At 39.1% G+C, this 24,860-nt stretch carries 20 protein-coding genes and 1 pseudogene; 15 read left to right on the plus strand and 6 right to left on the minus strand.

Annotated elements, in window-relative coordinates; all coding sequences use genetic code 11:
* Nucleotides 1-6: 6 nt before the first annotated feature.
* The 9 genes from fabI to AYS37_RS01350 all read left to right on the plus strand — a co-directional run bounded on the left by fabI (nt 7) and on the right by AYS37_RS01350 (nt 6,547).
* Nucleotides 7-834 (plus strand): enoyl-ACP reductase FabI, encoded by an 828-nt coding sequence (gene fabI, locus AYS37_RS01310; RefSeq protein ID WP_000506221.1) that lies wholly within the window; start codon nt 7-9, stop codon nt 832-834.
* Nucleotides 835-843: 9 nt separating this feature from the next.
* Entirely contained in the window at nt 844-1,854 is a 1,011-nt protein-coding gene (gene lpxD, locus AYS37_RS01315) for a UDP-3-O-(3-hydroxymyristoyl)glucosamine N-acyltransferase (protein WP_000777082.1), read from the plus strand.
* A gap of 64 nt (nt 1,855-1,918) precedes the next feature.
* Nucleotides 1,919-3,076, plus strand: a complete 1,158-nt coding sequence (metK, locus tag AYS37_RS01320; protein ID WP_000655170.1) for a methionine adenosyltransferase — start codon at nt 1,919-1,921, stop codon at nt 3,074-3,076.
* 66 nt (nt 3,077-3,142) lie between these two features.
* Complete coding sequence (ndk, locus tag AYS37_RS01325; RefSeq protein WP_000813742.1) at nt 3,143-3,556, plus strand: nucleoside-diphosphate kinase; 414 nt, start codon at nt 3,143-3,145, stop codon at nt 3,554-3,556.
* A gap of 25 nt (nt 3,557-3,581) precedes the next feature.
* Nucleotides 3,582-3,938: a DUF177 domain-containing protein gene (locus tag AYS37_RS01330; protein ID WP_001159235.1), complete on the plus strand. Its 357-nt coding sequence runs from the start codon at nt 3,582-3,584 to the stop codon at nt 3,936-3,938.
* Between the two features lie 15 nt (nt 3,939-3,953).
* Nucleotides 3,954-4,100 carry a 50S ribosomal protein L32 gene (gene rpmF / locus AYS37_RS01335; protein WP_000290431.1) on the plus strand — a complete coding sequence of 49 codons (147 nt, stop codon included), beginning with the start codon at nt 3,954-3,956 and terminating at the stop codon, nt 4,098-4,100.
* Between the two features lie 66 nt (nt 4,101-4,166).
* On the plus strand, nt 4,167-5,186 hold the full coding sequence (plsX, locus tag AYS37_RS01340; RefSeq protein WP_001865043.1) for a phosphate acyltransferase PlsX: 1,020 nt from the start codon (nt 4,167-4,169) through the stop codon (nt 5,184-5,186).
* Nucleotides 5,187-5,210: 24 nt separating this feature from the next.
* A complete protein-coding gene (locus AYS37_RS01345) occupies nt 5,211-6,203 on the plus strand; it encodes a ketoacyl-ACP synthase III (protein ID WP_000397754.1) in 993 nt (330 codons plus the stop codon).
* Between the two features lie 41 nt (nt 6,204-6,244).
* A complete protein-coding gene (locus tag AYS37_RS01350) occupies nt 6,245-6,547 on the plus strand; it encodes a hypothetical protein (RefSeq protein WP_001865044.1) in 303 nt (100 codons plus the stop codon).
* Nucleotides 6,548-7,182: 635 nt separating this feature from the next.
* Here AYS37_RS01350 and AYS37_RS01360 read toward each other — a convergent pair.
* Together AYS37_RS01360 and AYS37_RS08710 are read right to left on the minus strand one after the other, a co-directional pair.
* On the minus strand, nt 7,183-7,566 hold the full coding sequence (locus AYS37_RS01360) for a hypothetical protein (protein WP_000473909.1): 384 nt from the start codon (nt 7,564-7,566) through the stop codon (nt 7,183-7,185).
* Between the two features lie 15 nt (nt 7,567-7,581).
* Nucleotides 7,582-10,757, minus strand: a pseudogene (locus tag AYS37_RS08710) (AAA family ATPase).
* Between AYS37_RS08710 and AYS37_RS01370 the strand changes: the two are divergent.
* Nucleotides 10,722-11,960: an Mrp/NBP35 family ATP-binding protein gene (locus tag AYS37_RS01370; RefSeq protein ID WP_000249734.1), complete on the plus strand. Its 1,239-nt coding sequence runs from the start codon at nt 10,722-10,724 to the stop codon at nt 11,958-11,960. The pseudogene AYS37_RS08710 and the gene AYS37_RS01370 overlap by 36 nt on opposite strands.
* 14 nt (nt 11,961-11,974) lie before the next feature.
* Here AYS37_RS01370 and AYS37_RS01375 read toward each other — a convergent pair whose 3' ends face one another.
* A complete protein-coding gene (locus tag AYS37_RS01375) occupies nt 11,975-13,141 on the minus strand; it encodes a glycosyltransferase family 8 protein (RefSeq protein ID WP_001155939.1) in 1,167 nt (388 codons plus the stop codon).
* Nucleotides 13,142-13,299: 158 nt separating this feature from the next.
* On the opposite strand from AYS37_RS01375, the gene hofA reads away from it, so the two are divergent.
* Together hofA and htpG are read left to right on the plus strand one after the other, a co-directional pair.
* Nucleotides 13,300-14,652 (plus strand): outer membrane beta-barrel protein HofA, encoded by a 1,353-nt coding sequence (gene hofA / locus AYS37_RS01380; protein WP_001874482.1) that lies wholly within the window; start codon nt 13,300-13,302, stop codon nt 14,650-14,652.
* Nucleotides 14,653-14,754: 102 nt separating this feature from the next.
* On the plus strand, nt 14,755-16,620 hold the full coding sequence (htpG, locus tag AYS37_RS01385; protein WP_000070554.1) for a molecular chaperone HtpG: 1,866 nt from the start codon (nt 14,755-14,757) through the stop codon (nt 16,618-16,620).
* Nucleotides 16,621-16,825: 205 nt separating this feature from the next.
* Here htpG and hcpA read toward each other — a convergent pair whose 3' ends face one another.
* The 3 genes from hcpA to mnmG all read right to left on the minus strand — a co-directional run bounded on the left by hcpA (nt 16,826) and on the right by mnmG (nt 21,162).
* Nucleotides 16,826-17,578: a Sel1-like repeat protein HcpA gene (gene hcpA, locus AYS37_RS01390; RefSeq protein WP_000901618.1), complete on the minus strand. Its 753-nt coding sequence runs from the start codon at nt 17,576-17,578 to the stop codon at nt 16,826-16,828.
* A gap of 526 nt (nt 17,579-18,104) precedes the next feature.
* Nucleotides 18,105-19,286 carry a succinyl-diaminopimelate desuccinylase gene (dapE, locus tag AYS37_RS01395; protein WP_000992415.1) on the minus strand — a complete coding sequence of 394 codons (1,182 nt, stop codon included), beginning with the start codon at nt 19,284-19,286 and terminating at the stop codon, nt 18,105-18,107.
* 10 nt (nt 19,287-19,296) lie between these two features.
* Complete coding sequence (mnmG, locus tag AYS37_RS01400; RefSeq protein WP_000238128.1) at nt 19,297-21,162, minus strand: tRNA uridine-5-carboxymethylaminomethyl(34) synthesis enzyme MnmG; 1,866 nt, start codon at nt 21,160-21,162, stop codon at nt 19,297-19,299.
* 95 nt (nt 21,163-21,257) lie between these two features.
* Here mnmG and AYS37_RS01405 point away from each other — a divergent pair, with 95 nt between their 5' ends.
* From AYS37_RS01405 to dxr, 3 genes are read left to right on the plus strand one after another with little or no spacing between them, the layout of a single operon-like run.
* The gene (locus AYS37_RS01405; RefSeq protein WP_000427511.1) at nt 21,258-22,916 is read left to right on the plus strand and encodes an SLC13 family permease; all 1,659 of its coding nucleotides are present in this window, start codon (nt 21,258-21,260) and stop codon (nt 22,914-22,916) included.
* A 12-nt stretch (nt 22,917-22,928) separates the two neighbouring features.
* On the plus strand, nt 22,929-23,729 hold the full coding sequence (locus tag AYS37_RS01410) for a phosphatidate cytidylyltransferase (RefSeq protein WP_000656953.1): 801 nt from the start codon (nt 22,929-22,931) through the stop codon (nt 23,727-23,729).
* On the plus strand, nt 23,730-24,836 hold the full coding sequence (dxr, locus tag AYS37_RS01415; RefSeq protein WP_000260727.1) for a 1-deoxy-D-xylulose-5-phosphate reductoisomerase: 1,107 nt from the start codon (nt 23,730-23,732) through the stop codon (nt 24,834-24,836).
* The last annotated feature ends 24 nt before the right edge of the window (nt 24,837-24,860 follow it).

The raw sequence follows: 24,860 nt of genomic DNA on the forward strand, positions 1-24,860 counted from the left end.
AAAATCATGGGATTTTTAAAAGGTAAAAAAGGACTTATTGTGGGGGTCGCGAATAATAAATCCATCGCTTATGGGATCGCTCAATCTTGCTTCAATCAAGGGGCTACTTTGGCTTTCACTTATTTGAATGAGAGCTTAGAAAAGCGCGTGAGGCCTATCGCGCAGGAATTGAATAGCCCCTATGTGTATGAATTAGATGTGAGTAAAGAAGAGCACTTCAAGTCGCTATACAATAGCGTTAAAAAGGATTTAGGCTCATTGGATTTTATCGTTCATAGCGTGGCCTTTGCCCCTAAAGAGGCTTTAGAAGGGAGTTTGTTAGAAACTTCTAAAAGTGCGTTTAACACCGCTATGGAAATTTCTGTTTATTCTTTAATAGAGCTGACAAACACCCTAAAACCCTTATTGAATAACGGGGCGTCTGTTTTGACTTTAAGCTATTTGGGCAGCACCAAATACATGGCGCATTACAATGTGATGGGGTTGGCTAAAGCGGCCCTAGAGAGCGCGGTGCGTTATTTAGCGGTGGATTTAGGCAAACATAATATTAGAGTGAATGCCCTATCGGCTGGGCCTATCAGGACGCTCGCTTCTAGCGGGATCGCTGATTTTAGGATGATTTTAAAATGGAATGAAATCAACGCTCCTTTAAGGAAAAATGTGAGTTTAGAAGAAGTGGGCAATGCTGGGATGTATTTGCTTTCTAGCTTGTCTAGCGGGGTGAGTGGGGAAGTGCATTTTGTGGATGCTGGCTATCATGTTATGGGCATGGGGGCTGTGGAAGAAAAAGATAATAAAGCTACGCTATTGTGGGATTTGCATAAAGAACAATAAGGGGTATTGATGAAATTAAGCGAATTGTTGAGCGCCTATTCTATTGAAACGGAATTTTCAAACGATTTTGAAGTGCATGCTTTAGCGGAATTAGATAAGGCTACGCCTAATGATATTAGCTATATTGACCAAGCGCGTTACCTTAAACTTTTAAAAGATTCCAAAGCCGGGGCGGTGTTTATCCGTAAAAAAGAATCTTCTAAAGTGCCAAAACGCATGCAAGCTTTAATCGTGGATAATCCGCATTTAGCCTTTGCCAAAGCTTCGCATGCCTTTAAAATCCCTTTTTTTAAAAACCCAGAAAGCGTTAGCGAGCCTAAACATTTTGAAAAAGTAACGATCATGCCTAATGTTGTGATTGGAGAGGGCGTAGAAATTGGCGAAAACTCTTTGATTCATCCGGGCGTGGTGATTGCTGATGGGGTTAAAATCGGTAAAAATTGCGTTTTGTATCCTCGTGTTATTTTGTATCAAAACACGATTTTAGAAGACAATGTTACTATCCATGCAGGCAGTGTGATCGGAGGCGATGGCTTTGGTTATGCGCACACCGCTTTAGGAGAGCATGTCAAAATTGAGCATGTGGGGATTGTTAGGATTCAAAAAAATGTAGAAATTGGTGCTAACACAGCGATTGATCGGGCGGTGTTTGGCGAGACTTTGATTAAAGAGGGTGTTAAGATTGATAACCTGGTTCAAATCGGGCATAATTGCGTTTTAGGCGAGCACAGCATCGTCGTCTCTCAAGTGGGCTTGAGCGGCTCTACAACCACTGGCCGTAATGTGGTTTTTGGCGGTCAAGTGGGCATTGGGGGGCATTTGCATGTGGGCGAATTCACTCAAATTGGGGGTAAAAGCGCGGTGGGTAAGGACTTGCCCCCTAACACTAATTTTGCCGGAGCGATCCCTGCTATGGAAATCCATGAATGGCACCATTTCCTGGCTCATTTACGAACGAATTTCAGGAAACAGCAAAAAACGAGTTTGTTGCAAAAAGCTAAAGGGTTTTTTAAGTCTTAAAGAATGAAATAAGCTATAATAAGCCCATTTTGAACACGAATGATTATTTTAATAAGGACAATCAATGAAAGATAGTTTTCTTTTCACTTCTGAATCAGTAACCGAGGGGCATCCTGATAAAATGGCTGATCAAATCAGCGATGCAGTTTTAGATTACATCATTGAGCGCGATCAAAAAGCCAAAGTCGCATGCGAGACTTTAGTTTCTAATGGTTTTTGCATGATCACTGGCGAGTTAAAAACTTCTGTTTATGCCCCTATGCAAGAGATTGCAAGAGAAGTGGTTAAAAAGATTGGCTATACAGACGCTCTTTATGGCTTTGATTACAGAAGTGCGGCGGTTTTGAATGGCGTTGGCGAGCAAAGCCCTGATATTAATCAAGGCGTGGATAGAGAAGATGGCGAGATTGGGGCAGGGGATCAAGGGCTTATGTTTGGTTATGCATGCAAAGAGACTGAAACGCTCATGCCCTTACCCATTCATTTAGCGCACCAGCTCACTTTCGCTCTAGCTCAAAAAAGAAAAGACAACACTCTGCCTTTTTTAAGGCCTGATGGCAAGTCTCAAGTGAGCGTGCGTTATGAAAACAACAAGCCTGTAAGCATTGATACGATTGTTATTTCCACCCAGCATTCCCCAGAAGTTTCACAAAAACATTTAAAAGAAGCCGTGATTGAAGAGATCGTGTATAAGGTTTTACCCAAAGAATATTTGCATGACAATATCAAGTTTTTTGTCAATCCCACAGGAAAATTCGTTATCGGTGGGCCACAAGGCGATGCGGGTTTGACGGGCAGAAAAATCATCGTGGATACTTATGGGGGGAGTTGCCCGCATGGCGGGGGAGCGTTTAGCGGGAAAGACCCTAGCAAAGTGGATAGGAGCGCGGCTTATGCGGCCCGCTATGTGGCTAAAAATTTGGTAGCGAGTGGGGTTTGCGATAAAGCGACCGTGCAGCTTGCTTATGCGATTGGGGTGATAGAGCCGGTGTCTGTTTATGTGAACACGCATAACACGAGCAAGTATTCAAGCGCGGAGTTGGAAAAATGCGTGAAATCGGTTTTCAAACTCACGCCAAAAGGCATTATTGAAAGCTTGGATTTATTAAGACCCATTTATTCGCTCACTTCAGCTTATGGGCATTTTGGGCGCGAATTAGAGGAATTCACTTGGGAAAAAACCAACAAAGCTGAGGAGATTAAAGCGTTCTTTAAGCGTTAAAAAAATGTTTTAAGGGTAATATTTTAAAAAATTTTTGTATAATCAACAATTCACAAGGAGTTTAAATTGAAACAAAGAACGCTGTCTATTATTAAACCGGATGCACTTAAGAAAAAAGTGGTAGGCAAGATCATTGATCGCTTTGAGAGTAACGGCTTGGAAGTGGTTGCTATGAAACGCTTGCATTTGAGCGTTAAAGATGCTGAAAACTTTTATGCGATCCACAGAGAGAGACCTTTTTTTAAAGATCTAATAGAATTTATGGTCAGTGGTCCGGTGGTGGTTATGGTTCTAGAGGGCGAAGATGCGGTGGCTAAAAACAGAGATCTTATGGGAGCGACTGATCCCAAACTCGCCCAAAAAGGCACTATCAGAGCGGATTTTGCTGAAAGCATTGACGCTAATGCGGTGCATGGGAGCGATAGCTTGGAAAACGCACACAATGAAATCGCTTTCTTTTTTGCCGCTAGAGATCTTTAAGGTTTAAGGGCGTTTTTAAGTAAGCATGCAATTTGAAATGCGTAAAATCGCTTTTAATGTGCCTAAAGCGTTTTCTTTAGAGCATGAGGGAGTGGTTTTAGAGGGCGAAGTTGTGCGGGTGGGGGCGAAATTGTTTCGCTTGGAAGCGTGCCTTAAGGGTGAATTGATGCTTATTTGTGATATAAGCGGTAAAGAGTTTAAAAAAAGCCTTGATGAGTCGTTGGTTTTGCATATTTCAGACGGGTTGTGGGATACGCAAAGCCAAAGTTTGGATTTTGATAATTTAGATGTTATTGAATCTTTCAATGGTTTTATTGATTTGAGCGAAATTTTACGCTCTGAAGTGGAGTCTATTAAATTAGACTACCATTATGCAGATTGAAATTAAGGAGAATTTATGGCAGTACCTGATAGAAGAGTGAGTAAGACAAGAGCGGCAAAAAGGCGTACGCATTATAGCGTTAAGTTGGCTAAACCTGTGAAAGCCAAAGATGGCACTTGGAAGCTTCCCCACCATATCAACAAATTTACTAAAGAATACTAATATAAAAGCTATCTTTAGTGATAGAAAGTATTTAAAGGATTGCAACAAGCCTTTTAAGGACGCATGATGAAAATTGTAATAGACTTAATGGGGGCTGACCATGGGGTTTTACCCATTATTGAGGGAGTCTCAAGGGCTTTAGAGAATAAGAGTTTTAGTGCGGTTTTAGTGGGGGATAAAGACAAAGCGACCCCTTTTATTTCTAAAGAGTTAGCCAGCAAAGTGGAAATGATCCACACGCAAGATTATATTAAAATGGAAGAAGCCGCCACTGAGGCGATTAAGCGTAAGGAATCTTCCATTTACTTGGGCATGGATATTCTAAAAAATGGGGCTGACGCTTTGATTTCAGCGGGGCATAGCGGAGCGACTATGGGTTTAGCGACCTTGCGTTTAGGGCGCATCAAGGGGGTTGAAAGGCCTGCTATTTGCACTTTAATGCCTAGCGTTGGCAAACGCCCTAGCGTGCTGTTAGACGCAGGAGCGAACACGGATTGCAAGCCTGAATATTTGATTGATTTTGCTCTTATGGGGTATGAATACGCTAAAAGCGTGTTGCATTATGATAGCCCTAAGGTGGGTCTTTTGAGTAATGGCGAAGAAGATATTAAAGGGAACATGCTCGTTAAAGAAACGCATAAAATGCTGAAAGCTTATGACTTCTTTTATGGCAATGTGGAGGGGAGCGATATTTTCAAAGGGGTTGTGGATGTGGTGGTTTGCGATGGCTTTATGGGGAATGTGGTCTTAAAGACAACAGAAGGGGTCGCTAGCGCAATAGGCTCTATTTTTAAAGATGAAATTAAAAGCTCTTTTAAATCTAAAATGGGGGCTTTGATGCTTAAGAATGCGTTTGGTATTTTAAAACAAAAAACCGATTACGCTGAATATGGGGGAGCGCCGCTTTTAGGCGTGAATAAAAGCGTGATCATTAGCCATGGCAAGAGCAACGCTAGAGCGGTTGAATGTGCGATTTATCAGGCTATTAGCGCTGTTGAAAGTCAGGTTTGTTTGAGGATTACCCAAGCGTTTGAGAGCTTGAAGCCTAGCGTTTCTGTGCCTCAAAGTGATCAGCAAGACGCTTAAAGATGACTATGTTAAGGGGATTGAATGGAATTTTACGCCTCTCTTAAATCCATTGCGATGCATGTTCCAAGCGAGTGTGTGAAAAATGCAGAGTTCCAGCAATTTTTGGATACCAGCGATGAATGGATAGAAAAAAGGACCGGTATCAAAGAACGCCGTTTCGCTAGCAATGAAGAAAAAAGCAGCGATTTAGGGGTAGTAGCGGCTAAACAAGCCATAGAGAGAGCGCATTTAACCCCAAAAGACATTGATTTAGTGGTTGTGGCGACTTTAAGCCCTGATTTTTTGGCCATGCCTTCAACCGCTTGCGTGTTGAGCGCGAAATTAGGCATTGAAAACAAGCCGGCTTTTGATATTTCAGCCGCTTGCACGGGTTTTATTTATCTCTTATCGGTGGCTAAGGCTTATGTTGAGAGCGGGATGTATGAAAATGTGCTGATTGTGGGGGCAGAAAAAACGAGTAGTGTGTTAGATTTTAAGGATAGGGGGACTTGTATTTTATTTGGCGATGGGGCTGGGGCGTGCGTGATAGGCAGAACCAAGCGTTTAAAAGAAAGCATTTTAGACGTGCAGATTTCAGCGAATGGGAATTTTTCTAATTATCTTTATACGCCAAGGACTCTAAAACCCACGCCCTTTAACTCTAAAGAGGAAGCTTTAGAGCCTTTTTTGTGCATGAAAGGCAATGAAGTGTTTAAACTAGCGGTAAAAACGCTTTTAAAAGATGTGGAAATGATCTTAGAAAAAAATGCTCTCAAACCTGAAGATGTGCGTTTGTTTATCCCGCATCAAGCTAATTTTAGGATCATTCAAGCGGTGCGAGAGCATTTGGATTTTAAAGATGAGCAAGTGGTTTTAACCGTGCATAAATACGGCAACACTTCAGCAGCCAGTATCCCTATGGCCATGTGTGAAGCTTATGAAGAGGGGCGCTTGAAAAAGGGCGATTTAATGCTTTTAGAAGCTTTTGGTGGGGGATTGACTTGGGGTTCAGCGTTGGTGTATTTTGGCGGATAAAAAAGATTGAAGGAGTATTGAAAAATATTGAAGGAGTATTGATGAAAAAGGTGATTTTTTTATTTTTAGTGGTGTTGGGGGGGTTAAAGGCGCAAAGCAGTTATTGTAGCGATTTTTGCGAAGGCACGCCAGAGAGTCGTATCCCTCCTATGGGGTTTCATTTCAGTTTTGTGCATTCAGTGAAATATTACTTGCAAGACCCACAAGAGCGCGATCACAAGCTTAAAAAATGCCATCAAGCCTTTGATTCGACTCTTAAGGTTAATTTTATTACGAAGTCTTTTAAAAAGGATTGCAAGCATGCACAAATGGCTTTGGAGCAAGCTCAAAAAGGGACTCCATAAAAGGGGTTTCTTTAGGGATTTTATTTCTTATAGCAGAAATTATTTTTAAAATAAAAGACAAATAATCTTTAGAAGTATCGTAGTTATTTTAATACCTATTGTTATTATTGGGTTAGTATTAACAGCTATTAGAGCTACTATAATGGCTTTTAGAGGCGATACTGATGACGATGAAGTTGAGAGTGATGGGTTTTTTAGTAGAATATGGGATAAATTCGTTGAATATCTCGGCTCTATTCTAGTTGCTATAATAATGTTTTTTCCTTATATAATTGGACCAGTTATCGCTTTAATTTTTATATTTCTTTGAAACCAATTCTTCCAATGACTAGTAGCGTCTCAACCAAAAACTCAACCAACAACCCATTGAGAACCCAATATAGAAATTAATATTTTTTAGTCTGTTTTTTAAAAATGGGGCTTTGGTTGCTTGGTTTGATAGTAAAACTCTTAAGGGGATAGGGGGATATTTTGCGCTTTAATACCCCTTTAACCCCCCAACTAAATCCCCCCTAACCCCCTAAGACCGCATTACAAGAAGTTACCGCTTGCTAAACAAACTTTTTGATATTAAAAAAGTTTTTAGCATTTTTAAATTTTATCCCCAACACCCCATTAGAACAAAGACCAAATTTCTATTTGGAAAATTTATGGTAATACTCGCCCTTGTCCGTGATGATTTTAACTTCTAACAATTGGTTAGGCTTGCAATCCAAGCGGTAAAATATTTGTTGCGAATACTTTAACTCATGATCAAAGAGTTTTTCTTTTTTAAACTTATCGCCAAATTTGGGTTCCACTTTTTTAGTCGCTTCGCATGAATTTCCCCTATTGACAATAAGGTTTTTAATCACCACCGGTTCATCGTTCATAGAAGTGATGCTTAAAAGACTAGAATCCGTCATTTTCCCCATGAGTTTCCCCCCAGTCGCGCGATAATCCAGCTTGAAATCCAAATCCTTTGCCCCCACACAAACACCGCTTATCATCAGCAAGCTCAAACACATTTTTTTAAACATCAAAATCCTTTCACTTTATAATATTTGTGGGGTATTATAATCAAATTTGATATATTCTTTTTTAATCGTTTGGTTATTACACTCTTTTCTTTATCCATTCAAATAAGCATAGAAAATTCTTTTTTGTTTCTTCGCTCATTACATCGTCTTTACCGCTATACAAGAGTCTTGTTTTGAACGCCATGGACAATTCCATGCGCTTGTTTTTGGCGTATTTGTTTCTATCGTTTGCACTGAAACAATCTTCAATTTGTTTGAAATGCCTGTCGCAGTCTGAAAGTTGTAAGATGGTGATGGGATTACCCAAATACTTATTAGCTTTTTTAAATTGTTCGCTCGTTGCGTTTTGGTCAGAATTGCATTTTCTGTCATCGTCTATCAAAACAATGGGGTTGTTGTCTAACTCACAAAGTTTTTTAATGGTTTCTTTCATATGTTTTGAATCTTTTTTAAGCCCTGAAATGGGTAAGAAAGTGAAAGGAATGGGGTTGTCTTTGTATTCTTTGTAACGCAAATACAATTTAAAAGCGCTCAAATAACAGTAATCCGTGATGCCTTCTACAAAAATGATTCGGTGTTTTTGGGGGTTATGAAAAACATGCTGACCCACTCCTAAAGAGCGTTTGATTTTATCTAGGGCGTCGGAGTCTTTGCCCGCATTATTTAGGGGATAGTTAAAGTGATTCTTAATTACAGAGCCTTCTGTTTCCTTTTCCACAATCCTTATTTCATCTAAATGATCCGTATCCACTAAAAAGGGGTCATGGGTGGCTAAAACAAAGGTAACATGATTTTTATGAGCGTATTCTTTTAAAAATCTCCTGAATTCCCTTCTGGCTGGCACGCTCAAATGAGTGGCTGGCTCGTCCATGACATAGATAATATTATGGTTAAAACTAAAATGTGATCCCACATTATAAAGAAAACCAAACATGAAATTAAATGCCCATTGGAAGCCGGTGCTTTGCTGGCTTAAGATGACTGGGTTTTGATTGCCGGATTTTCTGCAATCATAAACTTCAAGTTTTATTTCATGTTCCGTATATTTCTCTCTAGGAAGCTTATTGTTATGTCGGACACGAATTTTTAATTGGTAACTATCTTGAGGACTATCTTCAGCGATCGCTAAAAGCTTGTTAAATTCTTTTGTGATTAAAGAATCTATTTTTAATTGCATGTTGTATTCCAAGATTTCTGTAAGATTTTCTAAGATTTCTGTAAAACTTACTTTAAATAAAAGGTGGCTTGTGTCTTTTTTAAAAAATTCAAATTGACATACATTATTATTGTATTTGCGTTTTACTTCAATTGGAAAAAGATGTTTTGATTGTCTGATCTCTTTTAGTGATTCTTGGTCTATTTCTTGCAAGTATTTTTCAGGGATATTGAACGATTTTTCAGAATCATAGATTACTAAATCATTATTTTTATCAAATATTATTATTTGTAACGCTTGACCATCTTTTAAAATGCTCAAAAAAAAATTCCAAATTGTATTAGGGTGAAAGTCCATTTTCCTAAATAATGAATTTCTAAAGAACCAATCCGATTGGTTAAATTCAGAAGTGGAAGAATAAACAAAGAGAGTGAATAATGCAGTCTTAAGGTCATTGTCTGTGATTTTTGGCTCTTTGTATTCTTTCATGGTTGGCACGAGTTTGTTAAATTTATAAGATAAACCACCGCTTAAAGTGAATTGAATTTTATTTCTTAAGTTTTGAAACGCCGTATAAGGGTTACACTCTCGGCAATGCTCTGCGAACTCATAAACATTTTTGCTTTGTTTGAATTTTTCCTTGTTTGCTTCAAATTTATCCTTGATTTCACCAATATTTTTAGGGAACAAATAAATGCCACTTTCATTATCTAAAATTTTTATATTCTCCCAAAGAGATTTTCTTGCTGATTCAAAAAGATTGCTGTATCTGTATCGCACAATTTCTGAATTGACTAATAAATCTATCTGTTTCAAATAAAACTGACACATCATGGATTTAATATCTTTAGACACATCATTAACGGCATGACTTGCTATATATTTTTTGCATATTTGTTCAATATTATCCAGCAAAACATCATAATTAAACTCTAGCATTTTTTGATTTTTGCAGTCATTTCCAATTTCTTTTATCCATGATTCTTTTTTTCGCTCAAAATCCTCTCTTGTTTTTTCAAGGTATTTTAAAGAATTTTTAATTTTCTTTTTAAGGTTGCCTATACTTGATCGGAATGTTCTAAATTGCTGTTTAAAATTTTCATTGATGGGGTATTTTTCGTCTATTTCTTTAATAATATCCTTAATTTCAGTGTCTGGTGTCTGGTGTGGATTTTGTATTAGAGTCAGTAGTTTTAAAAATTTCATCTAAAGCTTTTAGCTTTTTTAAGATGTCTTCATTTTGTGGTTTGATTTCATTTTTACTAGGTTTTTCAAAATGAGAATAAATTTTTGCTAATTGATTTTGTTTGTGTTGCCCCATGATGAAAAATTTATCTGTGTTGTATTTTTTATTAGGCGTATTGCGCTTTATGATTTCTTTGATGCACTGACAAAAATTTTTAACCAATTGATTGTTGCCACTTAAATGTTTGATTAATTTTTTGAAAAGCAGATTGTTGGTTGCGTTGGCATATTCAGTTACAAACTCGCTCAATTTTAATTTTTCTTTGTAAAAATGTAAAAATAATCCTAATGAATTGTAAGAAGTTATAAGATTTATAAAATTACTCACAAGAGTGCAAATCTTTGAATAGTCGTCATTGTTAATGGGAATAGAAACGAAGTTACTGCATTGTTCCCCTAAAGCTTCTACATGTTTTTCAAAAGGATAGCTGATTAGTGTTTTTGATAATTCTTTTAATCCTTTATTAACTTCCTTAGATTGAATTTTTAAATCCACGCAAGAAAAATCTGTGATTTTGTGATCAAGGATTGTTTCTTCTTCTAAACTTAAAAGGGTGTCTTTTTCATGGTCTTTGAAATAATCTTCTTCACCACAAAGTTTAATATCCGCATCATTAAAGATTATCAAAGCTTCTAAAACATTGCTTTTACCGACATTATTTTCCCCCACTAAAACCACCAACCCCCCATGTTTTTCATCAAAACTTGAATTTAAAAGCAATTTGGCAGGCGATTTTCTACCCAAATTCCTAAAATGGTGCAATTTCAAAACACGCTTATAAAATTCCATGCCCTATCCTTTAAAAACGCAAATTTAATTTATAATGCAAAATTAAACAAAACATGCTATAAAGAAAATTCAAATACTATCATTTTAAGGATTAAAATGCTCACCCAAGAAGATGTCTTAAACGCGTTAAAAACGATCATCTACCCTAATTTTGAAAAGGATATTGTCAGCTTTGGTTTTGTTAAAAACATCACCTTGCATGACGATCAATTAGGGCTTTTAATAGAAATCCCCTCAAGCTCTGAAGAAACGAGCGCAATTTTAAGGGAAAATATCTCCAAAGCGATGCAAGAAAAAGGCGTGAAAGCTTTGAATTTGGATATTAAAACCCCGCCTAAACCGCAAGCCCCAAAGCCCGCCACTAAAAATCTGGCTAAAAACATCAAACATGTGGTCATGATAAGCTCAGGCAAGGGCGGTGTGGGTAAAAGCACCACTAGCGTGAATTTAAGTATCGCTTTAGCGAATTTAAACCAAAAAGTGGGGTTACTAGACGCTGATGTGTATGGCCCTAATATCCCTAGAATGATGGGCTTGCAAAACGCTGATGTGATCATGGATCCTAGCGGTAAAAAACTCATTCCTTTAAAGGCTTTTGGCGTTTCTGTGATGAGCATGGGGCTTTTGTATGATGAAGGGCAGAGTCTCATTTGGAGAGGACCCATGCTTATGCGAGCGATTGAGCAGATGCTAAGCGATATTATTTGGGGGGATTTAGATGTGTTGGTGGTGGATATGCCCCCAGGAACAGGCGATGCGCAACTCACGCTAGCCCAAGCTGTGCCTTTGAGTGCAGGAATCACTGTTACGACGCCTCAAATAGTGAGTTTAGATGACGCTAAACGGAGTTTGGACATGTTTAAGAAACTACACATTCCTATTGCGGGCATTGTAGAAAATATGGGGAGTTTTGTGTGTGAGCATTGCAAGAAAGAGAGCGAGATTTTTGGCTCAAATTCCATGAGCGGATTATTAGAGGCTTATAACACGCAGATTTTAGCCAAGCTCCCTTTAGAGCCTAAAGTGCGTTTAGGGGGGGATAAGGGCGAACCGATTGTGATTTCTCATCCCACTAGCGTGAGCGCTAAGATTTTTGAAAAAATGGCAAAGGATTTGAGCGCGTTTTTAGACAAAGTAGAAAAGGAAAAATTAGCCGATAATAAGGACATCCAACCCACACAAACGCATGCTTGCTCGCATTAGTTTTGAAAGGGGGTTTAAAAAACCCTTTTAATCAATCGTTTCACTTTTTGTTTGGCTTTAAAAAGCAAAAATTCTATAAGGAGTTTAGAAGAAAGCCTAGGCAAAAGGAATTCAAAAGAATGCCGTTTGTCTGAAAAAGATAGGATTTTATTAAGAGCGTGGATTTCTTGGGTTTCTTTATCCCTATTTTGAAAGGATTCAAAGAGGTGATCTAAAAAGGGAGCGTTAAAATAAGCGTCTTTAAAAGGCGTTTCAATCAAAACTTCATGCCATTTTTTCGCGCCAATGACGCTTAAGAGTTTCCAGGGTTTATCGCCCCAAAAATGCAGCATGCGCGCTTCTTTGATGCTAGGGAATGATGGCGTATCAAGGAAGCTAGGGTGGGCGTTGTATGAATAAGGCAATTCTAAAATCCTACCACGGCACACAAAACACAAAGCATCTTGATCGTTAAATAAAAGTTTTTCATTTTTCAAAAGGAAAAATCCAATCAATTGGTTTTCCAAATTTTCTTCACGCCATGATTTTAAATTTAAGGCTAAAAACCCGGCGTTAAAGTAGTTGTCAAAAAGGATTTGCGCTTCTTCTAAGTTAGGGAAAGCGTCAGCGACGCCGATAGATTTTGCGTGCATTTGGCGTAATTCGTATAAATCCTTAGCCGAATTCCTGTCCATAGCGATCAAATCTTTTTCCATCACAGCCCCAAAATAATGCGCTTCAAGGGGGATAAAAAAGCTCTCGCTAATATCATCCACAAACAAAGTGTCCACATCAAACATGATCATCTTGTCGTATTGGGGGAAAAGGGAAGCGGAAAAGAAACGGCACATGATCATTTTAGAAAAGCGTTTTTGCGAAAAAGCATTGAGTTTTAAATACAATTTTTTAATTTCACTCGCTATTAAAGGATCAAGCTTGTAATGATTGTGGCGTGGTTCTAATTTTTCATTAGAAATATCCAAAAACTCTATACTGGAAAAAGCGCTAAAAGGAGCGATCGTTTCTTCTAATTTGGCTATATTTTCTAGGCTTAAACTCTCCACCAAACAATGGATTTGATAAAAGAGTTTTACTCTCTCTCTCTCTCGTTTAGCGTTCGCTAGCATGGAATACAAACTCACACCAGCAGGGATACAATAATTATTGTCAAAAGCCACCACAATAGGGATAATCTCTTGCATGCATAGTCCTTAAATCTTTAAATTGAACCCGCTAAAAAGGGGGGATTTTTGTCATTTTATCGTTTTTTTTTTTTTTCAAAACAACAATAAGCGGGCAACTTGCGAGTTTGTTTATGGCATAATATCAGACTCCAATAAAAAGGTGTTTGATAAAAAGGGTGCTTAATCAAAAAGTTTGGCTAGGGCTTTTGGCTTTGCATGGGGTTTTCCTCAACGCTTTTGAGTATCAAATCAGCGCTAGAGTGGGATCGTTTTCGCGCATCGCTTTGAACCAATCAATCATCAATTCCAAAAAAGGGATTTACCCTACAGGGAGTTATGTAACCACTACCGGGGCCTTACAAGTTGATGTTAGTTTGCTCCCTAAAGGGATTGAAAACCACAAACTGGGTTTTGGGGTGGGGGGCGAGATCGGGGCGTTAGCTTATGATTCCACGAAATTTTTGATTGATGAAGCCAACCCTAAGGCAGGGTTTCAGCCGGCGAACTGGTATTACATGGGGCGATGGGAGGGCTATTTGATGCAACACAGCCAAAATTGGACCAGAGAGCAAAAGGCTCAAAACGCCAGACCTTATGTGCTATATAATTTGTATTTAGATTATCAATATAAGGATATTTTTGGGATTAAACTAGGGCGTTACCCCTCTAAAGCTTTGTTTTTGAGCGGGTTTAATCAAGGGTTTGAGCTTTTTTACCGGTGGAAAAAGTTTAGGGTAGAGTGGTTTAGCACCTTTGGAAGGGCTTTAGCCAATGAGCAATACATTAGGGATTTTTACGCTCCTGTCAATTACAAGCAAAAAATCAACTACGGCATGCACAATTTCAACCTTATTTATGAAAATAAATACATTAGAGTTGCACCTTTTATTTGGTTTTACCCTAAGAATTTTAACGCTCCTGGATTTGAAATCACCCATGACACAAAGTCTTATTGGAAATCTCTTTGGCGTATTCAAACGACTTTTTACGCATGGTTTCCTCTCTATAGCGATTATTTGTCTAAAGATTATTACAGAGCCGCTTTAGTGGGTAAAAAAAGCGCGAGTTTGTTTGTGTTTCAAAGAGTGAATTTCCGCTCTTATCGTTTTGGCTGGAGCGTGTATAAGAATTTTGGGAACGCGAGCGTTCAATTAGGCTGGAATGGCTCACCCATTGATCCTTTTTATGACACGAAAGATGACACCCCTTATGAAGACGCTTATTCCAATTTTTACAACGCTAATTCCATAACGATTAACGCTTTTGTAGGGAAGAGCATTAAAAATCTTTTGGTGCAATTGTATGGGAAATTGACTTATTCCCCAAGGGCTGATTCGCAAAGCTTAGGGGTTACTTTTAAATATGACCTTAAAAAACATATCTATTTCATGCTAATGGTTAATGGCTATCAAATCACGATGCATAAGGGTTATAAGGTAGGGTTTTTTACAAGCGGTTATAACCCTGATTTCGCTCAAACCATTCAAAACAGAAGCTATTTGATGAGCTCTATGAGTTATCGTTTTTAAGGAATTGAATATTCTTTCATGCGATTTTTTAAGCCATAGTATCCCCCTTTAAAGCGCGCTTTTATTGTATAATCTTAAAAATTTTATTAAAGGAAAAGATCAATGTCTAATCAAGAATACACTTTCCAAACTGAAATCAACCAGCTTTTGGATTTGATGATCCACTCTTTGTATTCTAATAAAGAGATTTTTTTAAGGGAGTTGATTTCTAATGCGAGCGACGCTTTGGACAAACTGAATTATTTGATGCTAACCGATGAGAAATTAAAAGGGCTGAATACCACGCCTAGCATTCATTTGAGTTTTGATAGCCAGAAAAAGACCTTAACGATTAAAGATAATGGTATAGGCATGGATAAAAACGATCTCATCGAGCATCTAGGCACGATCGCTAAATCAGGCACGAAGAGTTTTTTAAGCGCTTTGAGCGGGGATAAGAAAAAAGATAGCGCACTGATTGGCCAATTTGGCGTGGGCTTTTATTCGGCGTTTATGGTAGCGAGCAAGATTGTCGTTCAAACCAAAAAAGTAACCAGCGAGCAAGCTTATGCATGGGTGAGCGATGGTAAGGGCAAGTTTGAAATCAGCGAATGCGTTAAAGAGGAGCAAGGCACAGAAATCACCCTCTTTTTAAAAGATGAAGATTCTCATTTTGCGAGCCGTTGGGAGATTGATGGCGTTGTTAAAAAGTATTCTGAGCATATCCCTTTCCCTATTTTTTTAACTTACACCGATACGAAATTTGAGGGCGAAGGGGATCATAAAAAAGAGGTTAAAGAAGAAAAATGCGAGCAAATCAATCAAGCGAGCGCTTTATGGAAAATGAATAAGAGCGAGTTGAAAGACAAGGATTACAAAGATTTCTACCAATCGTTTGCACATGACAACAGCGAGCCTTTGAGCTATATCCATAATAAAGTGGAAGGCTCTTTAGAATACACAACGCTTTTTTACATCCCTAGCAAAGCGCCCTTTGATTTGTTTAGGGTGGATTATAAAAGCGGGGTCAAACTTTATGTTAAAAGGGTGTTTATCACTGATGATGACAAAGAATTGTTGCCGTCTTATTTGAGGTTTGTTAAAGGCGTGATTGACAGCGAAGATTTGCCCTTGAATGTGAGCCGTGAAATCTTGCAGCAGAATAAGATTTTAGCCAATATCCGTTCGGCTTCAGTGAAAAAGATTTTAAGCGAGATTGAACGCTTGAGCAAGGATGAAAAAAATTACCATAAATTCTATGAGCCTTTCGGGAAAGTGTTAAAAGAAGGCTTGTATGGGGATTTTGAAAACAAAGAAAAACTTTTAGAATTGTTAAGATTCTATTCTAAAGACAAAGAAAAATTGATTTCTTTAAAAGAATACAAAGAAAGTTTAAAAGAAAATCAAAAAAGCATTTACTACCTTTTAGGCGAAAATTTAGACTTACTAAAGGCGTCCCCGCTTTTAGAGAAATACGCTCAAAAAGGCTATGATGTTTTGTTATTGAGCGATGAAATTGATGCGTTTGTGATGCCAGGCGTGAATGAATACGATAAAACGCCCTTTAGAGACGCTAGCCATAGCGAGAGTTTGAAAGAGCTTGGTTTGGAAGAAATCCATGATGAGGTGAAAAATCAGTTTAAAGATTTAATGAAAGCGTTTGAAGAAAATCTTAAAGATGAGATTAAAGGCGTAGAGCTTTCCAATCATCTCACTTCAGCGGTGGCTTTAATAGGCGATGAACCAAATGCGATGATGGCTAATTTTATGCGTCAAATGGGCCAAAGCATGCCTGAAAGCAAGAAAACGCTAGAATTAAACCCTAACCATGCGATTTTGCAAAAACTCTTAAAATGCGAAGATAAAGAGCAGTTGAGCGCTTTTATCTGGTTGCTTTATGATGGGGCGAAGCTTTTAGAAAAAGGGGCTTTGAAAGACGCTAAAAGCTTTAACGAACGCCTAAATAGCGTGCTATTGAAAGCGTTGTAGGGGTTAAAAACCCTTTTTAAGGGTTTGAACAAACTCGCTTTAACCTTTCAAGCACCAATCTCAAAACAGCGTTTGGAATGAACGGATTCGATAAAAGTCTTTTATGATCATTAAAAGATTGGTTCGTGGGGTTCGTGTTTTTCATTAAAACATTAAAAAGCGTAAAAGCCAGCTAAACATGGCGTTTAGCTTAACTTTATTAAAACTAAAGTTCTATTTTCAATTCCTTGAGAGCGTCGCATGCTTCTTTAACGCCTGATTTGCAACCTTTTTTAAAGTTTTCTACCGCTTGCTTTTCGTCCTTTGCTGTGCCTTGAGCGTTGTATTGCATAACCCCTAAATTATAACACCCCCTACCATCGTTCAACTCGCATGCTTTAGAATAACGAGCGATAGCCTCCTTAAAATTCTTTGTTACACTATATATGTATCCTGCATTAATACACCCTGGGCTATCTTTTAAATCGCAAGCTTTTTCATACAAATCAAGAGCCTTTCTTAAATCCTTATGCGTGCCTACGCCATAATGGTGTAAGCTTCCTAATACCATACACCCTTCAGCATGGTTTAAGTCGCAAGCTTTAGAGTAGTATTGTGAAGCTTTTTTAGCGTCTTTTGACACGCCTTGTCCGTTATAATATAAATTTCCTAGCAGGTTGCACCCATAACCATCATTTAATTCACAACCTTTAGTGTAAAACTGGATGGCTTTTTTCAAGTCTTTTCCCACTCCTTTCCCTTCTTCATAGAACGCCCCTAAAAAAACACACCCAAAGCCATTTTTTAACTCACAAGCTTTTTCAAAATGCGCTTTAGCTTGAGCGAAATCTTGCTTCTTCGCGCTCTCTATGCCTAAATTAACAAGCTCTTTAGCGTCTGGCTCTGCCATTAACCCTCTTAAACACAACGCGCCCAAACACAAGACCCCAAAAAGGGTTTTTTTAACGCTTCCTAGCATGGTATATCTCCTATTAAAAAAATGTGATCCTTTATAATTGTAACCAAATATTGACGATTGAAGTCTTATTTAACCTTTATTGATGAGATGAAGAAAAAAATTATTTTTCTTTTAACTGCGTGTTGTTTGAGCCTAATTGCTATGCTAAAAGGGATACTTCTAAAGATAGGGCTTAAAAGAGTTTGTTTTAAAAAGCTTGATTGAGCCACCCCCTTTAAGAGTGGTTTGGTAAGAGCCTTAAGAATTTTAACTAAAACAATACAGGAGCACTTTATTAAAAATCGCAAAATAAATAAATAAATTAAATAAATTAAATAAATTAAATAAATTAAATAAATTAAATAAATTAAATAAAGGTGCGAAGAGATTGTAGCAAGCTTTGGTTACTTTGTCAAGCATGACCCCACTCTTATAGGCTATGATAAATGGATACTAGCCATGCTAAAGCTTGAGTTGGTTTGGTGGTTTTTGCCAGCGAAAAAGGCGTTGGTATTAAAAATAAAACCCTTACGCCAAAACTCCCCATTCATTTCTCGCTCAAATCCTCTAAAACCTCCAAAAATACTTTTTCTAAAAGCTCTAATTCCTTCAAGCTCACCCTTTCATCAATGGCATGGATCCTGTCATTAATGGCGCCAAATTCCACCACTTCTATACCATAAGCGCTAAAAAATCGCGCATCGCTCGTGCCGCCTTTGGTGTTTAAAAGGGGGGTGGTGTGGCATGTTTTTAAAATATTTTCTTTTAAAACGCTGGTAAGCTTTGAATGAGACGCCGTGATGAAAGGCGAACTGCTTGACTCTAATTCTAAAGTGTGAGGCAAATCTTTTAAAACTTTTTCTAAATATTCTTTCAAGCTCTCTTTGGTGGTTTTTAAAGAATGGCGCGCATTAAAGATCATTTCTACGCTTGCCGGAGTAACATTATTCGCCCCTAACCCTGCATGCAAGTTGGTGATGACTAATTTTGAAGGGTCAAAATATTCATCGCCATCGTCTAAATTAACTCCTGAAATCAAAGGCAAAACCGAAGCGAGCGCATCAATAGGGTTTTGGCATTTTTTTGGGTAAGCCACATGCCCTTGAATGCCTTTTAAAATGAGTTTGCCATTAATAGAGCCTCTTCGGCCAATTTTGATGCTATCGCCTAAGATTTTTTCGCAAGTGGGTTCAGCCACAATCGCCATATGGGGCAGCAAATCTTTTTCTTTGAGTTTTTCTAGCATGAGTTTTGTGCCAAAAATCCCTGGCCCTTCTTCATCGCTCGTGAGTAAAATAGAAAGCAAAAAAGGGTTTTTAGGGTTAAAATTTAAACTCGCGCTCAAAAACGCCCCCACGCCCCCTTTCATGTCTTGAGCCCCACGGCCGTATAAAAACCCCTCTTTAATAACGGGTTTAAAGGGATCGCTTTGCCAATTATCTCCAGGAGGCACGACATCAATATGCCCTGCAAAAGAAAAATGCAAGGGTTTAACATTTTCTTTTGCATGTTTTTCTTTTGCATGTTCTTTTTCTGCATGCTTTTTTTCTGCATGCTCTTTGGGGGGGTTAAAAATGCGGTATAAAAAAAGGTTTTTCACGCCATTTTTTTCACACTCTAGGGTTTTAAAAGTGGGAAAAAGCGATTTAATGTATTCAAAAATACCGCATTCTTTAGGCGTAATGGTGGGGTAGCTGATGAGCTTTTGGGTGATTTCTAAAGCGTTCATTAAAAATCCTTTAAGAGTTTTTTCGCAAATGAATGTATAAATGCAAAACATCTAAATTCGCCGGGGTGATCCCGCTGATTTCTGAGGCTTCAAAAAGGCTTTTGGGGCGGAATTTTTCTAATTTTTCTACCGCTTCTAAGCTAAGGCCTGGAATGCCTTTAAACACAAAATGTTTAGGGATAGACACCTTGAGCATGCTATCCATTTTAGCGATATTTTCGTGTTGCTTTTCAATATAAATATTATACTTACATTCAATTTTAATCTGCTCTAAAACCCGCTCATTCAAGGGCGTTAAAAAGCTGAAAAAGGAGCGCATTTTTTCTATATTAAAACTATCGCGCGCTAAAAGGCCAATGCCATCAACCTTGTCATTGATAGGGTTTTCATCTAATTCATTCAAGCGTTTTAATACTTCTTTACTAGGGGTAAGGACGCATTCTTTAAGGCGTTTCAAGTTTTCTTGTATTGCTTGTTTGTCTTTTTCTAATTCCTTATAAAAATCCTGTTCCATAAGCCCTAAACGATAGGCATGTTCGCCTAACCTAAAAAGCGTGTTGTCTTCTCTTAAAAGCAAGCGGTATTCGGCTCGGCTAGTAAACATCCTGTAAGGCTCATTCGTGCCTTTAGTGACCAAATCATCAATCAAAACGCCGATATAAGCTTCATTGCGCTTTAAAATAAAGGGGGTTTGATTCTTTAGGGCTAATGCCGCATTAATCCCAGCCATAAGCCCTTGAGCCGCCGCTTCTTCATAGCCGGTAGTCCCGTTGATTTGCCCGGCCAAATAAAGCCCTTTGATTTTTTTGGTCTCTAAAGTGTGGGTCAATTCTGTGGGCTGGATAAAATCATATTCTATCGCATAGCCATAACGCGTGATGAGGGCGTTTTCTAAGCCTTTGATAGAATGAATGACCTTTTCTTGCACATCTAGGGGTAAAGAGGTGCTTAAGCCGTTGATATAATATTCGCTTTTGTGGATGGTTTGAGGCTCTAAAAACAGCTGGTGGCGTTCTTTCTCGCTGAAGCGGTTGATTTTATCTTCAATGCTAGGGCAATACCTTGGGCCTATGCCTTCAATTTGACCGCTAAAAAGGGGGGCTCGGTGGAAATTATCCCTAATGATTTGGTGGGTAATAGGGTTAGTGTAAGTGATAAAACATGAGAGTTGGGTGGGGTTAAAATCTTTGGTTTTATAGCTGAAATAGGGAGGGTTTGCATCCCCAAAATGCTCTTCTAAGCCTTCAAAATCAATGCTATTACCCGCCACTCTTGGGCAAGTGCCGGTTTTTAACCTTTCCACCTTAAAGCCAAGCTCCCTTAAATTCAAGGCTAAAGAATTGGAAGCGTTTTCCCCAAAGCGCCCGTTTTGGTTTTGATGATCGCCAATATGCACCACCCCTTTTAAAAAAGTGCCTGTGGTGATGATCACTTTTTTAGCTCTATAAGTGTTATTAATGTTCGTGGTTACGCCCACTACCTCATCGTTTTCAAGGATTAAACTTTCGGTCATTTCTTGAGAGACGCTCAAATTAGGGGTGTTTAAAACAAGATTTCTTGCAAAAATGCGGTAAGTATCCATATCAATTTGCGCTCTAGTCCCCCTAACTGCCGGCCCTTTAGAAGCGTTTAACACACGATATTGCAAACCGCTATGATCCGTAATAATCCCCATAGCCCCCCCTAAAACATCCACTTCTTTAGTCAAATGCCCTTTGCCCAAGCCCCCAATCGCCGGATTACAGCTCGCTAAACCGATCGTGTCTATGAGCATGGTGATTAAATGCACTCTAGCCCCCATTTTAGCCGCAACCAAGCTCGCTTCAATGCCTGCATGCCCCCCACCAACCACTAAAATATCACTTTCTTTTACCACTCTTTTTCCTATTTTGATATGATTTTTCTAAAATCTTAGTTTTGAAAAAGTTTTATTGTAGCATGTAGGTTAGTAATTTTAAAGGGTAAAATAAAATGGAAAATCATTCGCATGCCAATACACATATCGATACGCACACCGATGATAAAAGCACTAAGATCGTGCGCTTGTTGGGGTTAATAGGGGGAGCGTTAATCGCGCTCATTATCTATTACGCTTTAAACGCTCAAATGCCTCATATTGTAGAAGAAATCCCCAAGCTCAGTTCTTTGAATTATAAGGCGATGCCTGTTGTGGCTGGGGTGGCTGTTTTAATGGGGATATGGTGGATGACTGAAGCCATTGACTTGCCCGCAACCGCGCTTTTACCTTTGGTGCTTTTTAGCGTCTTTAGCGTGGATCAATTCTCTAGCGTTAGTGCTTCTTACGCATCGCCGATTATCTTTCTTTTTATGGGAGGGTTTATTTTAGCTTTAAGCATGCAAAAATGGAACTTGCACACGCGCATCGCTTTAAGCATTATTTTATTGGTAGGCACAAGCCCAAGGAGGTTGATTTTAGGTTTCATGATAGCCACAGGATTTCTGTCTATGTGGGTGAGCAATACCGCAACGGCGGTGATGATGTTTCCTGTTGGCATGAGCGTTTTGCAATTAGTCGCTAAACTTGTGGGTAAAGAAAACGCCTCTAATGCATTCTATCAAAAAGAAGAAATCACCAAAGCGCATGGGGGTATTATGGGCAATATCGTGCATAAGGGTAAGGACATCGCTCAAGTGATTCAAGAAAAGACCACCATTTATCGCACGAATTTTAGCATTTGCTTGATGCTTGGCATCGCTTATTCTGCTTCTATTGGCTCTTTAGGCACTTTGATTGGCACGCCGCCTAACGCTTTATTAGCCGGCTATATGAAAACCGCTTTCAATATTGAAATTGATTTCGCTCAGTGGATGGTGTTTGGGACGCCGTTAGCCTTTATCATGCTCATTTTATCGTGGCTCTTGCTCACTTATGTGATTTTCCCTTTAAAGATTAAAGAAATCCCAGGGGGTAAGGAAGTCGTTAGATTAGAGTTAAACAAACTAGGCCGTTTGAGTCAGGCGGAAATCTCGGTGGGTGTTATTTTTATCCTAGCGTCTTTAGGGTGGATTTTTTTAGATACGATTTTAAAATCTTGGGGCATTAAGATAGATAAGATTGATTCCGTGATCGCTATGGGGGTTTCTGTGCTTTTATTCATTTTGCCCGCTAACAATCAGGGCGATAGGCTCATTGATTGGGATATTGCTAAAAAACTCCCTTGGGATGTGCTGCTTTTATTTGGCGGCGGGTTAGCTTTGAGCGCGCAATTTTCTAAAACCGGGTTGAGTTTGTGGATCGGGCATTTGGTTTCTGGCTTTTCGCATTTACCGATTTTATTCATTATTGTCATGGTAACTTTAATGGTCATTTTCTTAACCGAAATCACTTCTAACACCGCCACCGCTGCCGCATTTTTGCCGGTGATTGGAGGGGTTGCGATGGGCATGGGTTATGAAAACCACCAAAGCTTGTTATTGACCATTCCTGTAGCTTTGAGCGCGACTTGCGCGTTCATGCTCCCTGTGGCTACCCCACCGAATGCGATAGCTTATGGCTCTGGGTATGTTAAAATAACGGACATGATTAAAGCCGGTTTGTGGCTTAATTTGGTGGGCGTTGTTTTGATTAGCGCGTTTAGCTATTGTTTAGTTTCGCTGATATTTAATTGATTAAGGAAAAAAGTGAAAGAAGAGTTATTTAAAGAAAAGTCTCGTTACATTACAGGGGTTGTTTTAATCGTTGTGGCGGGCTTGATTTTGTATGCGGACAATTTGTTGTTGTTTTGGGCTGTTTTAGGGGGGATTTATGCGGTAGGGTTTTTTGAAGCGTTAAGGTTGTTCCAGGTCAAAGCGAGCTTTAGCTTGTATCTCATTTTAGTGTTGTCATGGGTGGCGGCGTATTTTAACGGGCATCCTGTAGAATGTGCTCTTATCAGTGCCATGGTCATGGCTAGCGTCATCGCTTATCAAAAAGCGCACCACAGCGAAGCCATTTTACCCTTTTTGTATCCGGGCGTTGGGTTTTTTGCGCTTTTTGGGATTTATAAGGATTTTGGCGCAGTAGCGATCATCTGGCTTTTAGTCGTGGTGGTTGCAAGCGATGTGGGGGCGTTTTTTGGAGGCAAGCTTTTAGGCAAAACCCCTTTCACGCCCACTTCGCCGAATAAAACCTTAGAGGGCGCGTTGATTGGCGTTGTTTTGGCGAGCGTTTTGGGATCGTTTGTGGGCATGGGGAAATTGAGCGGGGGCTTTCTTATGGCGCTTCTATTTAGTTTTTTAATCGCTCTTATGGCGGTGTTTGGGGATTTGTATGAAAGCTATTTGAAAAGAAAGGCTGGGATCAAAGATAGCGGTAAGATTTTACCCGGGCATGGGGGCGTTTTGGACCGATTGGATTCCATGCTTTTTGGGGCTTTAAGCTTGCATGCGTTGTTGTATTTTTTGGAAGTTTGGAAAGAAACGGCGGTGTTTTTAGGGGATTGAATGGTTGTTTTAGGAAGCACCGGCTCTATCGGGAAAAACGCCCTTAAAATCGCAAAAAAATTTGGCGTAGAAATAGAAGCCTTAAGCTGTGGGAAAAATATCGCTTTAATCAATGAGCAAATCAAAATTTTCAAACCCAAGAAAGTGGCGATCTTAGATCCTAACGATTTGAATAATTTAGAGCCTTTGGGCGCGAAAGTGTTTGTAGGGTTAGACGGCATTGATGCGATGATAGAAGAGTGCGTTTCCAATTTAGTCCTTAACGCCATTGTGGGCGTGGCGGGATTAAAGGCGAGCTTTAAAAGCTTACAAAGGAACAAAAAACTAGCCCTAGCGAATAAAGAGAGTTTAGTGAGCGCGGGGCATTTGTTAGACATTTCACAAATCACGCCTATTGATAGCGAGCATTTTGGTTTGTGGGCGTTGTTGCAAAACAAGGCTTTAAAGCCTAAATCTTTAATCATTAGCGCGAGTGGGGGGGCTTTTAGGGACACGCCTTTAGAACTTATCGCTATTCAAAACGCGCAAAATGCGCTCAAGCACCCTAACTGGAGCATGGGATCTAAAATCACCATTGATTCAGCGAGCATGGTCAATAAGCTTTTTGAAATCCTAGAAACTTATTGGCTTTTTGGCGCATCTTTAAAGATTGATGCGCTGATTGAAAGAAGCTCTATCGTGCATGCTTTGGTGGAGTTTGAAGACAACTCTGTCATCGCGCATTTAGCGAGCGCAGACATGCAATTACCCATAAGCTATGCGATCGATCCGAAGTTGGCCTCTTTGAGCGCGTCTATCAAGCCCTTAGATCTATACGCTTTAAGCGCGATTAAATTTGAACCCATTAGCATGGAGCGCTACACTTTGTGGCGTTATAAAGATTTGTTGTTAGAAAACCCAAAGCTTGGCGTGGTGCTGAACGCGAGCAATGAAGTGGCGATGAAGAAGTTTTTGAATCAAGAAATCGCCTTTGGTGGCTTTATCCAAATCATTTCTCAAGCCTTAGAATTGTATGCTAAAAAATCTTTCAAGCTCTCTACTTTAGATGAAGTGCTAGAATTAGACAAAGAAGTTAGGGAGCGTTTTAAAAATGTAGCGGGAGTGTAGTATAATAAGATTTCGTTTTTAATA

It is taken from the genome of Helicobacter pylori NQ4053, from assembly GCF_000274605.1.
In the GTDB taxonomy this organism is placed as follows: Bacteria; Campylobacterota; Campylobacteria; order Campylobacterales; family Helicobacteraceae; genus Helicobacter; species Helicobacter pylori_CV.

Excerpts from the sequence above, each read along its gene's own strand:
- AYS37_RS01350 (WP_001865044.1), top strand. The coding sequence starts at position 6,245 with ATGAAAAAGGTGATTTTTTTATTTTTAGTGGTGTTGGGGGGGTTAAAG.
- AYS37_RS01405 (WP_000427511.1), top strand. The coding sequence starts at position 21,258 with ATGGAAAATCATTCGCATGCCAATACACATATCGATACGCACACCGAT.
- AYS37_RS01360 (WP_000473909.1), bottom strand. The coding sequence starts at position 7,566 with ATGTTTAAAAAAATGTGTTTGAGCTTGCTGATGATAAGCGGTGTTTGT.
- dxr (WP_000260727.1), top strand. The coding sequence starts at position 23,730 with ATGGTTGTTTTAGGAAGCACCGGCTCTATCGGGAAAAACGCCCTTAAA.
- fabI (WP_000506221.1), top strand. The coding sequence starts at position 7 with ATGGGATTTTTAAAAGGTAAAAAAGGACTTATTGTGGGGGTCGCGAAT.
- AYS37_RS01370 (WP_000249734.1), top strand. The coding sequence starts at position 10,722 with ATGGTGCAATTTCAAAACACGCTTATAAAATTCCATGCCCTATCCTTT.
- rpmF (WP_000290431.1), top strand. The coding sequence starts at position 3,954 with ATGGCAGTACCTGATAGAAGAGTGAGTAAGACAAGAGCGGCAAAAAGG.
- dapE (WP_000992415.1), bottom strand. The coding sequence starts at position 19,286 with ATGAACGCTTTAGAAATCACCCAAAAGCTCATCAGCTACCCCACCATT.
- AYS37_RS01375 (WP_001155939.1), bottom strand. The coding sequence starts at position 13,141 with ATGCAAGAGATTATCCCTATTGTGGTGGCTTTTGACAATAATTATTGT.
- metK (WP_000655170.1), top strand. The coding sequence starts at position 1,919 with ATGAAAGATAGTTTTCTTTTCACTTCTGAATCAGTAACCGAGGGGCAT.
- lpxD (WP_000777082.1), top strand. The coding sequence starts at position 844 with ATGAAATTAAGCGAATTGTTGAGCGCCTATTCTATTGAAACGGAATTT.
- AYS37_RS01330 (WP_001159235.1), top strand. The coding sequence starts at position 3,582 with ATGCAATTTGAAATGCGTAAAATCGCTTTTAATGTGCCTAAAGCGTTT.
- AYS37_RS01345 (WP_000397754.1), top strand. The coding sequence starts at position 5,211 with ATGGAATTTTACGCCTCTCTTAAATCCATTGCGATGCATGTTCCAAGC.
- plsX (WP_001865043.1), top strand. The coding sequence starts at position 4,167 with ATGAAAATTGTAATAGACTTAATGGGGGCTGACCATGGGGTTTTACCC.
- htpG (WP_000070554.1), top strand. The coding sequence starts at position 14,755 with ATGTCTAATCAAGAATACACTTTCCAAACTGAAATCAACCAGCTTTTG.
- hcpA (WP_000901618.1), bottom strand. The coding sequence starts at position 17,578 with ATGCTAGGAAGCGTTAAAAAAACCCTTTTTGGGGTCTTGTGTTTGGGC.